Source organism: Pseudomonas floridensis, from assembly GCF_002087235.1.
In the GTDB taxonomy this organism is placed as follows: Bacteria; Pseudomonadota; Gammaproteobacteria; order Pseudomonadales; family Pseudomonadaceae; genus Aquipseudomonas; species Aquipseudomonas floridensis.
Map to the genome: position 1 here is coordinate 71,985 of NZ_MUIO01000021.1, position 14,722 is coordinate 86,706.

The 14,722-nt window shown below is 54.6% G+C and carries 15 protein-coding genes; 9 read left to right on the forward strand and 6 right to left on the reverse strand.

All coding sequences use genetic code 11. The annotated features are described in order from the left end of the window. Positions 1 to 129 precede the first annotated feature (129 nt). From BZK31_RS07570 to BZK31_RS07585, 4 genes are read left to right on the forward strand one after another with little or no spacing between them, the layout of a single operon-like run. Positions 130 to 1,296, forward strand: a complete 1,167-nt coding sequence (locus BZK31_RS07570) for an SAVED domain-containing protein (protein ID WP_054068362.1) — start codon at positions 130 to 132, stop codon at positions 1,294 to 1,296. Then, on the forward strand, positions 1,297 to 2,547 hold the full coding sequence (locus BZK31_RS07575) for a nucleotidyltransferase domain-containing protein (RefSeq protein WP_033897209.1): 1,251 nt from the start codon (positions 1,297 to 1,299) through the stop codon (positions 2,545 to 2,547). Beyond that, entirely contained in the window at positions 2,531 to 4,315 is a 1,785-nt protein-coding gene (locus BZK31_RS07580; protein WP_083182136.1) for a HesA/MoeB/ThiF family protein, read from the forward strand. The genes BZK31_RS07575 and BZK31_RS07580 overlap by 17 nt, the downstream gene beginning before the upstream one ends. After that, on the forward strand, positions 4,312 to 4,794 hold the full coding sequence (locus tag BZK31_RS07585) for a Mov34/MPN/PAD-1 family protein (protein WP_054068364.1): 483 nt from the start codon (positions 4,312 to 4,314) through the stop codon (positions 4,792 to 4,794). The genes BZK31_RS07580 and BZK31_RS07585 overlap by 4 nt, the downstream gene beginning before the upstream one ends. Before the next feature lie 29 nt (positions 4,795 to 4,823). Here BZK31_RS07585 and BZK31_RS07590 read toward each other — a convergent pair whose 3' ends face one another. After that, positions 4,824 to 5,372 (reverse strand): 3'-5' exonuclease, encoded by a 549-nt coding sequence (locus BZK31_RS07590; protein WP_054068365.1) that lies wholly within the window; start codon positions 5,370 to 5,372, stop codon positions 4,824 to 4,826. 215 nt (positions 5,373 to 5,587) lie between these two features. On the opposite strand from BZK31_RS07590, the gene BZK31_RS07595 reads away from it, so the two are divergent. Next, positions 5,588 to 6,220 carry an antitoxin Xre/MbcA/ParS toxin-binding domain-containing protein gene (locus BZK31_RS07595; protein ID WP_230082022.1) on the forward strand — a complete coding sequence of 211 codons (633 nt, stop codon included), beginning with the start codon at positions 5,588 to 5,590 and terminating at the stop codon, positions 6,218 to 6,220. A gap of 122 nt (positions 6,221 to 6,342) precedes the next feature. On the opposite strand, the gene arsH is transcribed toward BZK31_RS07595, so the two are convergent. The 5 genes from arsH to BZK31_RS07620 form a co-directional block, all read right to left on the reverse strand. Continuing rightward, the gene (arsH, locus tag BZK31_RS07600; protein ID WP_054068366.1) at positions 6,343 to 7,056 is read right to left on the reverse strand and encodes an arsenical resistance protein ArsH; all 714 of its coding nucleotides are present in this window, start codon (positions 7,054 to 7,056) and stop codon (positions 6,343 to 6,345) included. Between the two features lie 29 nt (positions 7,057 to 7,085). Then, positions 7,086 to 7,556: an arsenate reductase ArsC gene (locus tag BZK31_RS07605; protein ID WP_083182137.1), complete on the reverse strand. Its 471-nt coding sequence runs from the start codon at positions 7,554 to 7,556 to the stop codon at positions 7,086 to 7,088. Between the two features lie 15 nt (positions 7,557 to 7,571). Continuing rightward, entirely contained in the window at positions 7,572 to 8,855 is a 1,284-nt protein-coding gene (locus BZK31_RS07610; protein WP_054068368.1) for an arsenic transporter, read from the reverse strand. A gap of 26 nt (positions 8,856 to 8,881) precedes the next feature. Continuing rightward, a complete protein-coding gene (locus tag BZK31_RS07615; RefSeq protein WP_054068369.1) occupies positions 8,882 to 9,238 on the reverse strand; it encodes a metalloregulator ArsR/SmtB family transcription factor in 357 nt (118 codons plus the stop codon). 253 nt (positions 9,239 to 9,491) lie between these two features. After that, positions 9,492 to 9,989, reverse strand: coding sequence for a MarR family winged helix-turn-helix transcriptional regulator (locus BZK31_RS07620; RefSeq protein ID WP_054068370.1), 498 nt, complete (start codon positions 9,987 to 9,989; stop codon positions 9,492 to 9,494). 197 nt (positions 9,990 to 10,186) lie between these two features. Between BZK31_RS07620 and arsQ the strand changes: the two genes are divergently transcribed. The 4 genes from arsQ to arsM all read left to right on the forward strand — a co-directional run bounded on the left by arsQ (position 10,187) and on the right by arsM (position 14,692). Continuing rightward, positions 10,187 to 11,392: an arsinothricin export permease ArsQ gene (gene arsQ, locus BZK31_RS07625; protein ID WP_083182138.1), complete on the forward strand. Its 1,206-nt coding sequence runs from the start codon at positions 10,187 to 10,189 to the stop codon at positions 11,390 to 11,392. A 72-nt stretch (positions 11,393 to 11,464) separates the two neighbouring features. After that, positions 11,465 to 12,739 (forward strand): arsinothricin biosynthesis radical SAM protein ArsL, encoded by a 1,275-nt coding sequence (arsL, locus tag BZK31_RS07630; RefSeq protein WP_054068372.1) that lies wholly within the window; start codon positions 11,465 to 11,467, stop codon positions 12,737 to 12,739. A gap of 11 nt (positions 12,740 to 12,750) precedes the next feature. Continuing rightward, complete coding sequence (locus BZK31_RS07635; protein WP_054082277.1) at positions 12,751 to 13,626, forward strand: hypothetical protein; 876 nt, start codon at positions 12,751 to 12,753, stop codon at positions 13,624 to 13,626. Positions 13,627 to 13,642: 16 nt separating this feature from the next. Next, positions 13,643 to 14,692, forward strand: coding sequence for an arsinothricin biosynthesis methyltransferase ArsM (gene arsM, locus BZK31_RS07640; protein WP_083182139.1), 1,050 nt, complete (start codon positions 13,643 to 13,645; stop codon positions 14,690 to 14,692). Positions 14,693 to 14,722: the final 30 nt, after the last annotated feature.

The window sequence follows — 14,722 nt, forward strand, 5'->3', positions numbered from 1 at the left end:
TCTGACTCAAAGCCGACTCAGCATTCGTCACCCACAGATCTCTCTTGAAATTGAGGCAAATGACCTTAATATGATCTTATCTTGCCATCATCGTTTTCAATCATGGATGTTTCTCGGGGGTAGGTGGGAATGGCAGAACAAGAAGACGCTAAGCCCGCAAGCGGGCGCTTCAACACAAATGATGAGACGAAGCGGATCGTATGGACACAGACCGCTGGTCATTGTGAACTGTGCGGTACGGATCTGACGTTCGACTATCGTGCCGGCAAGCCAATGAGATGGGGCGAAGTGGCGCATATTCTGCCCGCCAGTCCCAAAGGCCCTCGGGGACGCGCCGATCATGATGCTGAGGCGCACACAAACGATACCGCTAATCTGATGCTCCTGTGCCCAGGTTGTCATGACAAAATCGATCGTGATGCAGATGGGTATCCTGAAAATGATTTGAGTGGTTTACACCAAGCGTACCTGGAACGCATCCGACTCGCCGCAACGACCCCCGATGGTGGTAGAGCCATTCCTCTCATCGTCCAAAGTCAGCATTTTCAGACAATCAACGATATTCCCGTTCGCGATCTGTTGACTGCGATGTCCGCCGAGGGATTAACCGCCTTCGATCAAGGCATCAAAATCACTTTTTCTGCGCCCGGACCACGCGGCCGCGACACTACCTATTGGCAGAACGTCAAAGACAGCATCCAGTATGAGCTGGAACAGCAACTCAAGCGTCGCGGCGGCACCTACGGCGACTCGCCCGCGCTGGCAGTAGTCGGCTTGGCCGACATTCCGGCTTTGATGATGCTGGGCCAGAGTATCGGCGACCGTTCCAAGCGCTTGATCTTCTCCTTTCACCGCGAACATCGTTTGCGCTGGCCCGATCAGTCCGCTGAGCCGCCCGCTTTTTTGTTTACACCTCCCCCCGAAGGCGACGGGCCACTGGCGCTAGTGCTTTCTATTTCTGCGCAAGTCCCAGTTCGCGACGTGACTGACGCTCTGCCCGGTGCACGTATTGCAGAGCTGGCGATCCCAGAACCAAGCTATGCGATGGTACAGAACCGTCGAGTGATTCATGCCTTTCGCGACGCACTGCAAATACGGCTGAGCCAGCTTGAAGCTCTGACTCCTGACCCTATCCACGTCTTCGCCGCTATTCCTGCGGCATTGGCCATCGAGTTTGGCGCGTTGCTCACAACGCAGCATCAACATACGTACCTGATCTTCGATCGGGACAAAGAAAACCATGATCGGTTTACGCAAACACTGCAATTGGGCTCGGTGGCCCAGGAGGCTAGGTAAATGCTATTGAGCAACGAACAGACCAAGCGCAGCAGTTGGGAATATTTTCTGCTTCGCGCCGCGCGGGAGATCTCGCTGTCGGAAGCGCAGTACGAAAAAATCAATGACCGCTACTCCCAACTGGAAAAAATCCTCTCGGCTTCCGACAACCCGCTGCTCGCAGAGGCCCACATCTTTGTTCAAGGCTCGATGCGGCTGAAAACGACCATCAAGCCAATCCCCGGCGCGCCTGCGGATCTGGACACCATTGATGCGGACGCGATTATCTGGCTCCCTCACGCTCAAGGCGCTAGTGCGAAGGAAGTTTTAGAAGCGATTGAGCAGCGTTTTAGGGAAGGCTCCCGCGTTCAGGAAGAAGTTAAACAGTTACGTCGTGGCATCCGCATCGTTTATGCCGACGAAAATCCAGGCTTCCACATCGACGTCACGCCTGCCCGCGCAATCAACGGAAATGGCGAAGCAAACGGCGAGGGAAAGCTGGAGGTTCCGGATCGGGTCACAGGGTGGAAAGCAAGCAGCCCTATCCCGTACTCGAATTGGTTACAGGTTGCCTCCGCCCAGGAAATCTCTCTGGAAAGCTTGGTAGTCGCCAAAAGCCAGCGAATGCTCGATGCCGCGACACAAGATCCTTTGCCGCATTATCAGGATTACATCGATCAAGATCCCCTGCGTGCAACCATTAAGCTGCTCAAGCGGCATCGCGATGAGTGGGCCATCAACACAAGGAGCGCTGATACACGCCCCATATCTGCGGTCATCACCACCCTGGCCACTCACGCATATCTGGATGTCGTGAAGGAATCGCAGTCGAAGCCTTTGGCTCCGCTTGATGCAATTTTGGAAATCGTCCGCAGAATGCCGCAGCACATCGCGCATAGAGGAAACGATTGCTTTGTCTGCAACCCTGCCGATAACGGCGAAAACTTTGCAGAAAAGTGGAATCGACCAGGCGAAGGGCAAGGCTATCGCCAAGCATTTGCCAAGTGGCATGCGGACGCCAGTGCATCCGTATCACTGGGTTTGGAAAGTTTTGAATCCAATGATTCCTTTGCCGAGGCAGTGAAAAAGAATTTCGGTATTGCACCGGCACTCATTACGGCAGTGAACAATGAGATCCCTGCGAATTGGACCATGCCCGGCCGACCGGATGGCACTACTCGAAACTCTGCTTCGATGGGTTCGCTCTTCGGAGGGGCCAGCGGTGGCGCAACCTCTCAGTCGAGCGTAAAGCCAGTTGGACGCCTTGGTTGATCCTATTACGACGCCATTGCAGCGCGGAATCGCCGCACTGCGAAATACCCTAGGTCAGGACGCTGCCGATGCATTGCTCCAGCCCGCACCCATGCGGGCTGACGAAGCGGCGTCCTTTTACTTTCCCTTGCCCATCGATTACACGGGGCAGGAGCGGCGACTGCGTATTGGTTTCCCCTCCAATTTTCCCCGTGGGCTCTTGCGGCTGAACGTCGAACCCTCTCCATGGCTGGTTTGGCCGCATGCCACCAGGTCGGGGCTTTGCCTTCATGGCTTTCAGGAACGCCCCATCATGGGCTCCCCGGAGGTTGTGGTAGAGGACAGCCTTGCTCGCTTGGCACAGATCGTTTCGTTGTCCAAGATGGGATCAAGCCAGGCAACGCGCGATATCGAATTTCAGAACGAGATCACTACCTACTGGTCTTTTCAGCACGGTCAGTCATTCCAGAACCTTTTACTGTTGGATCGACCTCAGGCTGCCTCGCAGTTGTTTGCACTCAGCGATCCGCGCCGGGCTGTGCCATCCGGTCAGGAAACGGTTTGGTTAGCATCGAACGTAGCTGCACTCAAAGGGCATTACCGACGGGTTGTCGGGCGTTCCGCTGTTATTCGCGCGGCCGAAACTCCCGGTTTTTACGTCAAGCTTCAGACTTATCCGGATATCCGCACCCCGGATCCAGAAGATTTATTGCCGTGGCTAACGCCCCACCTTAAACCCGACGATGCCGAGCAATTGCTGGCATGGTTTGAGCAGAATGGAACGTTGGCGAGTCGATGGATTGTTCTGGAGCTTCCAGGAGGGGCAGATGCTCCAACATATTGTCTGAATGTGCGCTCGCTCGGCGTACAGCAGGAGCGGGGGGCAAAGTTTGGCCTGCGTACAGCGCGGCGCCGGCCAGCTATCGCAAATGCACATCCACCGGCGCTCGTCCGGGCAACTACCCTGGACGTGCTTGATCGAGCGTCCATTCTGTCCCGCGATATAAGCGGCACAGCACAGCGCCTGGAAAATGCTCGGGTAGTTTGCGTTGGTGTTGGCTCGCTAGGCAGTGCGGTCGCAATACAGTTGGCACGATCCGGTGTCGGCCACCTTACTCTCATCGATCCTGACACCTTGGTGTCAGCCAATCTGGGGAGGCACGTTCTGGGAGCGGATATTCTAGGGAGACTGAAAGCGTCAGCGTTAAGGGACAAGATTCTGTTAGATCTTCCGACGACAGAATGCACCGCATATTCGACTTTTGCCGAAGTGGTAATGAGCAGCAAACCAGAAGTGTTCGATAACGCAGATCTGGTGGTGATCACGACAGCAGACTGGCAGTCGGAAGTCACTGTATGGCGAGTCAAATCCAGCGGTGCTCCTTGGGGGCTTGTACAAGCCTGGAGCGAACCGCATACCCAGGTAGGTCATGCGCTATTTGCACCAGCCGGCACCTTTGATGGCCGTCATCTATTCACGGACGTCGGCGATTTCGTGCATAGATTTACAGAGTGGCCGGGAGGAGGTGTTGTTCCGCTGCCCGCCTGTGGGGAGAGCTTCATCCCAGGCGGCTCACTGGGGATGACCAATATCGCCTCTATGGTGTCGCACACGGCCCTACGCGCATTAACTGGCAACATCGCCACTGCATCTTGGATCAGCAGCATTTACAGACCTGAAGATGTGCTGAGCCTGGGAGGCCAATACCAAGGGCCCAAACTGCCAGAGGGGGCGCAGCAAATCCTACTCGAGCGTGGATGGCCGGAAGATAAGGACGAAACGGTATGACGGATATCGCATGGCGCTGGCGATGGCCGGAGGTGAATTCCGAGCTATTGGTGTCCCAAGCTGTCGCGGACATCTTGGTTAGTCATCGGCAGGGCCTTTTTGGCGTGGAGCGAGGGGGACAGTTATTCGTCAACCCGGTTGATCCGAAAGGGTTGCTGCTGGCCTTGGCCACGGTGCCCCATCGCGCCGATCGATCAGGCTGGTCTTGGCTAGAGTTGGATGCGGAGCGGTGCCGCCAGGAGATCCAGGCTGCCAACGAACAAGGGTTACGTCTGGTAGGGTATTGGCATACGCATCCCCAATCCGTTCCGGTGATCTCTCCGGCAGACATCGGCAGCTTCTCCAAATTTGCTGCACGTTACACGCAGGATCTGCCGCGCCCGATAGCCGTTATTGTCGGCAAGTCCGAAAAACCCGAAGGTATCAAGGCGTGGTCGTTCAGGGACGGCAGATATGTTGAGGCCACCTGGGTCAGATGAGCTTTAAGTCCGTGAGGGTGGAAGGCAGGTCAGCGTTTACCTTTACCCGCTAGCATCAGAGCGAAGAGCTCTGCCTGAAAGCGGGCATCATCCAATGCGTTATGGTTCGGCTCGCTGAGTGGCTTCAGCGCAGCGGTCATTTTGGATGATTTTGTTTCCTGCCAGCTGCAACCTACAGCGCCCATAAAGAAGGCCTTCATGTCGATAGCGGTAAAACCAAAGGGGTTGGTTTCCAAGTATTTATGAAAGTAGTAGTTGACGAATGACCAGTCAAACGGTGCATTTAGTCCTACGAAAATGACCTTTTGCCCCGTTTTGCAGGACGACTTCAGCCACTTATCAAATGTCAGCATCGCCTGTTGCGGAGCGAGGCCATCGCGCTCCAGCTTCTCCAAACTCAGCCCCGATACTGCCAGCGCTTCGGGGTCGTGTTTCGGACTGTCAGGTCGTAGTTCAAGATAAATGGACGTTTCAGGTTGGGCTACAAGGCAAGCTCCAATGGAAAGCAGACTGTATTCGCCTGGTATAGGTCCAGAAGTCTCGACGTCGACCGAAACATAAAGCTCATCAGGGTTCATGTCATATCCTTTCGTGTAGTTGCTAGATCACGCTCAAGCTCTTAACCATGTGACGGTGGTAAGGCGGCGAAGCCATTGACCCATTTTGCTTTTATCCGGCGTTCGAGCAGCGGCAGTGCATGCCTCCTGGGGAATTGCACGTTCCTTTGGTCAGCTTTGCGCCCGAGCATAATGATGTGTGTCATTCTCTAATGGCGGATGAGGGCCGGACGATCATGAGCGAGCGTTGGATAGTCAAGTGCCAGAATACTGAGGACGGTACTGGCGACATCATCATTGATCTGCCTCAAGAGTTGCTTGACCAAATGGGGTTAGGTGTTGGGGACGACCTGGAACTAACGGTAGCGAATGACACATTAGTGCTGACGCCCGTGCACAGCGCAACATCCGTGCGGCCCATGTTTGCTGGCGTCCTGCGTCATGATGTCTATCATGCTTACCGCATGCGTCTGGAGGCGCTTCTTCATATCTCTGTCAATGCTTCGGATCTGGACATTCACGACATGATAGTAGCTGGCTTCTCGGTCAGCCTGATCAAAATGCTTTGTGATGATGGAACCCTAAGCGACGAAGAGCGCGACAGAATCATTCAACCCAAAACGCTGAAAACAAAACTGTCAGCCAACCAGCGCTTAACGCTGCATGAGAGCGATCGCCTGTTCCGGTTCGCACACATTACCGCCATGGCTGAGGTGATCTTCGGTGACAAAGGGAAGGCCAAACAATGGCTTTCCAAACCCAAAGCCCGTTTTTTGGGAGAAAGCCCATTGGCGATGGTCACTACAACCTTTGGCACACATTTAGTCGAAGAAATGCTGACTCAAGTGTCGGAGGGCATGTCATTTTAATCCAGCCGCAGCCGAGTAGAATCAACCCAAGCGAGTACGCGATCGCAGTTGGCATTATTAAGGCGGCGCGCCCCGTTAACTCGGGTGCCCACGGAATTGCTGAATATTTTTCTAACCTATCTTCAGATGGAACGCTGATTCACCCGTTTCGACAGCTCTTCAGCCGACTCTTTGCGTTCCGAGTAACGGTCTACCAGGTAATCCTGACGGTCACGCAGTAGCAGGGTGAACTTCATCAGTTCCTCCATCACGTCGACCAGGCGATCGTAGTAGGACGAAGGCTTCATACGCCCACCCTCGTCGAATTCGGTAAACGCCTTGGGCACTGAGGACTGATTAGGGATTGTCACCATCCGCATCCAGCGACCCAGTACCCGTAACTGATTCACAACGTTGAAAGACTGAGAACCGCCGCAAACCTGCATGACTGCCAATGTTTTACCTTGGGTCGGACGTACCGCGCCCATCGCCAATGGCACCCAGTCGATCTGAGCTTTAAAGACGGCGCTCATCGATCCATGACGCTCCGGAGAACACCACACTTGTCCTTCCGACCACTGCATTAGCTCGCGGAGTTCCGCGACTTTGGGGTGGGTATCCGGAGCATCATCAGGTAGTGGTAATCCTGACGGGTTGAAGATTCGTGTTTCCGCACCGAAATGCTCCAACAACCGCGCGGCTTCTTGGGTTACCAATCGGCTGAACGAACGCTCGCGGGTTGACCCGTAAATCAGAAGGATGCGCGGTTTATGCGTGGACGGCTCACGAGGAGTGAGTCGTTCCATGCTTGGGACGTCGATGAGATCTGCTTCGATGTTTGGAAAATGGTCTTTCATAGTGACTCCTGGCCCCTGCGACGCTGGGCTTACAACGTGCCGATGCGGGTTAGCTCATTTTTAAGGTCTGCCTCGCTCAACGTAGCGATAGGCAACGAAATGAAGGCGTTGACCCGCTCCTGGATTTTGCTCAGGGTTTGCTGGAATGCCGCCTCGATTTGCGCTTCAGATCCCGAAGCTTCGGAAGGATCTGCCAGCCCCCAATGAGCCTTGAGCGCCGGGCCGAAGAAGATCGGGCAGGCTTCGCCGGCAGCCCGATCGCAGACTGTAATCACAATGTCTGGTGGCGACCCTTCAAAGGCATCGGATGCTTTACTGCTAAGGTCGTCAGTAGGGATACCTGCTGCTTTGAGCGTTTGAATCGCTCGCGTGTTTACGCGGCCACTTGGGAAGCTTCCGGAACTGACGGCTTCCATTCCTTCAGGAGCAAGGTGATTGAACACCGCCTCGGACAAGATGCTCCGGCAACTGTTGTGGGTGCACATGAATAGGACTTTCATCGTGATCTCCTGTAATCAAAAGCTGAGGCGCAAAGCCAAGGCGCTCAGAGTGGCAATGAGGATTGGAAGCGTGAGCACCACACCGGTCTTGAAGTAGTAACCCCAACTGATGGTGATGTCTTTTTTAGCCAGCACGTGCAGCCAGAGCAGTGTGGCTAGGCTGCCGATAGGTGTGATTTTAGGACCAAGATCGCAGCCAATGATGTTCGCGTAGACCATGGCTTGATGAACTACACCAGTAGCTTCCGTTGCATGGATCGAGAGCGCGCCGATGAGCACTGTTGGCATGTTGTTCATGATCGAAGAAAGCACGGCGGTCAGGAGTCCTGTACCCAGCGATGCCCCCCAAATGCCATATCCAGCGAATACGTTGAGCAATTGAGCAATGTGGTCAGTCAGCCCGGCGTTTTTCAAGCCATACACCACCAGGTACATGCCCAGCGAGAAGATCACGACTTGCCACGGCGCGCCCTTGAGCACCTTGTTGGTGTTGATGGCGTGACCTTTGGCGGCGATGACGTAGAGCACCAATGCGCAGGCGGCGGCAATGGCACTGATGGGTATACCCAGTGGCTCGACAACGAAAAAGCCGACCAGCAACGCGAGCAACACCCACCATCCAGCCACGAACGTTGCGCGATCTCGAATCGCATCCTCAGGGGAATGGAGCTGTGCTAGGTCATAAGTCTTGGGTAAGTCTTTTCGGAAAAACCACAGGAGCATTCCCAGCGTTGCAGCGATGCTGACCAGGTTGACCGGCACCATGATTGCGGCGTACTCGCTGAAGCCAATGTTGAAGTAATCGGCCGAGACGATATTCACCAGGTTGGAGACCACCAGCGGCAGACTCGCGGTGTCCGCAATGAATCCTGCGGCCATCACAAACGCCAGAGTCGCTGCGGGTGAAAAGCGCAGGGCCAGTAACATGGCGATCACGATAGGAGTAAGGATCAGCGCCGCACCGTCATTGGCGAACAGTGCTGACACAGCTGCTCCCAACAAGATGATGAAGGCAAATAACTTGCGGCTGCTGCCACCTCCCCAGCGAGCGACATGCAAGGCCGCCCACTCGAAGAAACCAGCCTCGTCGAGCAGCAGACTGATGATGATCACGGCGATGAACGTCGCCGTGGCGTTCCACACGATATTCCATACCTCGGGGATATCGCCGAGGCTGACCACGCCGCTCAACAATGCAAGCGCGGCACCCAATGAGGCACTCCAGCCAACACCCAGCCCTTTGGGCTGCCAGATAACCAGAACGATGGTGACAATGAAAATGAGTAAAGCGATTAGCATGCTAGCGACTCGTTTCGAAGGTTGGATCAGTCGCACACGGCCTGATTGACTGGACGATCATTCATTTCATAGAGCCGCTTGGTTTCTGTGTCCAGCCACTGCTGGTTGGCATCGACGACACCTTTAAGCACTTCGGTGACCCAGGTCGGCAGTTCGGGATGGAGTCGGTAGTAAACCCATTGGCCTTGGCGCCGATCCGCCAGTAACCCGGAGGATCTCAGCAGCGCGAGGTGGCGAGATATTTTTGGTTGGCTCTGCTCAAGAGCGGCGGTCAGTTCGCATACACAGAGTTCGCCCTCGCGGACGATGAGTAGCGTTATTTTGGTTCGGGTGTCATCTGCCAGGCTTTTGAACAAAACGGTAGGAGTGATTGGCTCGTTCATGAGGCATCCAGGTGTTTGGTTTCACCAATACAAATAATTTGATGCGTTCGTGGATATGAAGTGTGTGCTTCTTCCGCGTGCGGAAAATTGAATATACGACAATTCGAATATGCGGTAAACCGAATATATATGGAAGATCCCGCGTAATCCTTTCCAAGGTCAGGTGCGAGCTGTTGATTGGTGCGTTGGCTCTGAAACGTCTTCAGCGAAGAGTCGGTGAAAAATTGAGGGAGAGGAGCTACAGCCTATCAATTCAGCAGCATTTGCTTGGCAGAAAGTCGTCACGGCTAAGGTCTTTCAGACCGCAGCGTTGTTCGGTGGCTTTGGCGAAGCGACGAAGCATTTCGATCGCCCCGTCACGTGCTTCTTTCGACAAATCGCAGGCCAGGTTGCGAGCTTCACCCACCAGATCCGACCGAATACTTTCATAAATGGCCGTGCCTTCTGGCGTCACCGTGATCGCCAGGGCGCGGCCGTCAGTTGCGTCGGGCACACGGCGAACCAGCCCTTGTTTGGCAAGCGAATCGACCAGCCGACTGGCGTTGCTCTTATCGAGAAAAAGCTCGCTGGCCAACGATTGAACGCGAACCGGCCCAGCCTTAATCACATGCTCAAGTGCGTAGCATTGAGTGACGGACAAGCCCTCGCAGCAGCTGCGATCTCTGTCACGAAACTGGTAGACGCGAACCAAGTGACTCAGCGCTTCGTAGAGCTGCTCGGCATCCTGGTCGATCTGATCAATCTTTGGCATAGCACTCGGCTCGCAATTCCGGGGAAAACGCTAATACCACCTTAGCAGTCGTAGCGACACATTTTTTTGGGCATAAGAGCCGGCGAAATTGTTCCAAGATATTAGTTGCGGCGCGCAACGTATTTTGCGATTGTGAATTGGAGATGAGGCTTGTAGGTCTCTGAGAGGCGGTTCTGGAAACGCTTGGAGGTACATGGATGTTGGTAGAAGCGCTTAGGACGAAAACAGGCTCCCGGTTACGGAACCTATGGAGCAGCTTTTCCATTCCTCTCCCTGTCGCAATGCTGCTGACTGCAATTCTGATCCCCATTCTTGCCGGGGCTAGCAGCAGTGACGTTTTCCAATCGCTGAGCAAAGGATTCGGAAACAACCTCGGCTATTTCGCCATCGTCATCCTGAGCGCGTTTTTCATTGCTGGCTGGATCTCGACGCAGGGAAGCGCTTCCTTCGGAAAGTTCGGTATATCACTGTCACCTTTGCTCGGTGCCGGCATGGTCTGTCCAGATACCGCCTACGCCTCTATTGCTCCCATCGCAGGACAGCACAGAAAGTACATTGCGATCGGATGCTACTCGGGGTTCAAGCTTCTGATGCCCGCAGGCCCACTGATCATTGGGATCGGGTTGGGGGCCAATACTCATGATCCGAAATTTCTGTATTTAGGGCTGCTGCTTACGGTCGTTACCTGGGTGGCCGGGACGATCTGGACTTACTGGACGACACGCTCAGACTTTTCATCCCCAAGCGATTTTACTGACTCAGCCGCGCCTCAGGACTCGGTTATCAGGGTCATTCTCCCTCTGGCCGTATTTTTCGTGCTCTTGATCACCGGCTACGTCATTCCCAAAAACCAGCATTCCGTAATCGAGTTCTTCACTACTCCCGCCGGTGCGCTGATCGCCACATCGTTATTGATCGCGATTAGCTGCAAACCTGGCGAGGTTCAAGATCTGCTGTCCAAAGCAATGCGTAGAACCAGCTCGTTATTGTTCACCATAGGTTGTGCATCCGCGTTGGGCCAAGCCCTCGGTATGGTGCTTCCCAAGGATCTGATTCAGCAGGCATTCAGCGCGTCGGGCAGCACCACGCATATTTTGGTTGGGGTGTTCCTGCTGGCAGCGGTATTCAAAACACTGAATGGTTCCTCGCTTGCGACCTTTGCTGCCATCCCACCTGTTCTCTCGCCAATCTTGGCGTCGAGCGGAGTGGATTTGATGAGCGTCACGTTCGCCGTATGCCTGGGATCCTTCGTCGCCATTCTCCCTAACGACAGCTATTACTGGTTGGTCAAAACCGACGCCTTTCCCGAATACAGCACCGGCAGGTACATGCGCCTAGTGACCGCCGGCTCAGTTCTACAAGCATTGATAGGCTTGGCCGTCCTTCTGCTGATCTCGCTTTAACTTCGAATTCCTACAAAACCATCAGTGACTCCAGTCACCGAATCGTCGTGCCTGAGCTCAAGGAGAAAGAGAATGAAGTACCTGGTCGCCAGTACATTCGAAGGGGGGTATCAACCGCTCAACGCGATATCTGCAACCACAGCTCTACTCGATGCAGATATCGACGCGCAGCTGATCGATATCTACGTCGAGGGACTTTCTCTGGAGAGATTCAGTGACGCAGATTTGGTCTTCATCTGCGTACCGCTTTTTGACTCTCTGACTGCGGGAACGCAGCTAGCCAAGCAGCTTAAAGAAGCGAAGCCCTCCCAGGAAATTTGCTACTTCGGTCAATACGCGACCATCAATGCAAAAAGCCTGGCCTCCAAATACGGTGACTATGCGATCGCCGGCGAGTGGGAAAAACCCATTGTCAGCTTGGCTAAACACCTGAGTGGCGAACAGGGACAAGATCTGCGCGGAGTGATCGATCGGACTCGCGGCCTTTCCAGCGAGATTGTTGTGCCTCAGTTGATCCGTGACGGGTTCCGCCTGCCGCGCAGGGACTTGGCACCGCCTCTACACAAATACCCGCAACCTCAGCTGGAGAAGCTGCTCGGCGAAAAGAAAGTTGTGGGTGGAGTCGAAGGGTCACGCGGATGCCACCACAAGTGCTCCTATTGTTCCGTGTATGCAGCCTACGACGGCAAGGTGCTTTTGGTCTCCGACGATCTTGTAGAGCGCGACGTGGCGAACCTCGTCGCACAGGGAATGACTCACCTCACCTTCACGGATGCCGATTTTTTCAATGCCAAGAAGCATGGTTTGAAAATCATCCGGACTCTGCATTCGCAATTCCCCGACCTCACGTACGACTTCACCACTCGCGTGGATCATATTCTGGAGAACAAAGACGCCATTAAGGAAATGGGGCAGCTAGGGCTTGCTTTCATCACCACCGCGTTGGAGTTCCCCAAGCAGGAGGTTCTCGACCAGGTCTTCAAGGAAATGAACGTGCCCATGATCGAGGAGGCGTTGGCGTTTCTGAAGGAGGCCGGCGTCAAGGTCAACCCGACCTTCATCACGTTTAACCCGTGGGTGAGCCTTGAAGACATGGCTGAGCTGCACGACTTCATTGCTCGCAATGAGCTGGAGAGCATCGTCGATCCCATTCAGTTTGAAACCCGGCTGCACCTCTACAAAGGCTCACCGCTGCTCAACAACGACACGGTGAAGGAGTTGCAGTTGGAGGAACACGAGTTTCACTTCGACTGGCAGCATTCGGACTCCCGCCTGGACAAGCTCTTCATGGACTCGGTCACACCGCCAGAAGAAGGTGTGTTCAAACGTTGCTGCCTGAAATGCTAAGGAGATAACAGATGTCGTCACTTACTTTGTTGCAGGCAGCTCTCAGGCTGGCCAACCAAACTGATGGTCTCCAAGTGCCGGGCCATATTGCTTGGCGTACGCATAACGAGGCGTTGAACAGGTCGCTGAAGGATGGCAAGGACACTCTTTTCATCTGCTCCGCGAGCCGAAATGACGAACTCACAGCCCAGTATGGGCAGGCTCAGAGCAAAGCGTTCAGCTCGAACGTGCACGATGCCGACGCGACCTTGTTCGCGAACATTTATTGGGAAGGGTTCAATGCTGAGCCCGAGTTTGGCCGAATCGCGCAGTCGCTCTACGAGCGACTGCAACGTCATGGTCGCCTGGTATTTCCGGCGATTCTGTCTGATGAGGAAGCCGTTTCTATCCGGGCCTTTACTGTGGAAGGTTTGGAGTGCAAGCACGCGCTAACTGAGCCGGCTATTGCCGAGCAACTCTGCGAGGCGGGCTTCCATGGCATCACATATGAGCTCGCATCCGAGGTGCCTGTGTCCATTCAGGACGGCATTGAGTTCCGCCTGTTCACCGTGAGCGCATACAAGGGTAAGGCCGGCGTGTGCCTCGACCAAGGGCATGCCGTTATCTACAAGGGGCCTTGGAAGCATACGGTCGACGACGACGGCCATACCTACCAACGCGGCGTCCGTATAGCGGTGTGCGAGAAGACCTTCAATCTCTTGATGTCAGCGCCTTACCAAGGTCAATTCATACCAGTGCGCTGCTATGTCGAGCCGGCCTTGGACAAGAGCGGTTTATTCGACTGCAACACGCCTTCAGTTCGAGATCCCAAGGTCACCAAAGGGCTTGTGCCCATCGCAGGCTCTGCCGATGAATCGTGCTGCGCTGATGGTAGTTCGTGCTGCTAAACGGGAGATGTGAGTAATGACTTCTGCAATTGAAAACACAATCATCGCGGACTACACCGAAGCGTTGAGCAACGGCAACGTCGTCCTTGAATCGCAACTCACTGAGAGCTGCTGCAGCCACGCTTATGGCGCTCAGTACCTGAAGAACATTCCAAAGCGGATCATCGAAGCCAACTTCGGATGCGGCAACCCGACCAAGTATGTGCGCGAAGGTGATGTCGTTTTGGACTTGGGCTCAGGGGCCGGTCTGAATTGCTACGTCGCTGCCCAAATCGCCGGCGGGAACGGTGCGGTCTTTGGTATCGACATCAACCCAAGCATGTTGCAGATCGCTCGTGAAGAAGCGAATGCGTTTCAGAAGGCAACAGATAGCGCACCTTTGCGTTTCTACAAGGCCTCCGCGAGCAACTTGAAAATCGATCATGAGCTGGCCGAGGAACGCCTGCGTACGGAGCCTTGTGCTGATTGGGCATCGTGGAAAAACTTCGAGCAGTTCATCAGCGATAGCTCTCAGTCCAAACCTCTTATCGACAGCCAGTCTGTCGATCTGGTGATCTCGAACTGCGTGATCAATCTGGTTGGTGAAACCGAAAAGCAGAATGTTTTCGCCGAAATTTATCGGGTACTGAAACCAGGTGGCCGTTTTGCAATTTCTGACAACGTCTCAGATATCGCCATTCCTGACGAATTGAAACGAGACACCAAGCTGTGGTCGGCCTGCTACTCAGGCGTACTTCAGGAGCAGGAGTTCTACAAGCAGCTTCAGGAGGTCGGTCTCACGGGATTAAAGATTGAGGCCCGGACCGACGCCTCAACCAAGCGAATTGGCTCTGTCCGGTTCTACTCCGTCACTGTCACTGGTACCAAGCCTGAAGTTCAGACCGGGAAGTCCGTGACGGTGATCTACCGAGGGCCTGGGCTTGAACTAACCGGCGATAGCGGCAGGGTTTACAAGCGCGGTGTACCCACGGAATTGGGCTCACAGGATGCCTACCTTTCCACAGACGATGCGCTGTATGTCGTGGAGGGAAGTCAGCCCGTTAAGCCCAAGTCCTGCTGCTCGTAACAGCGTCTGCGGCTACGAGCCAGCTCAGTA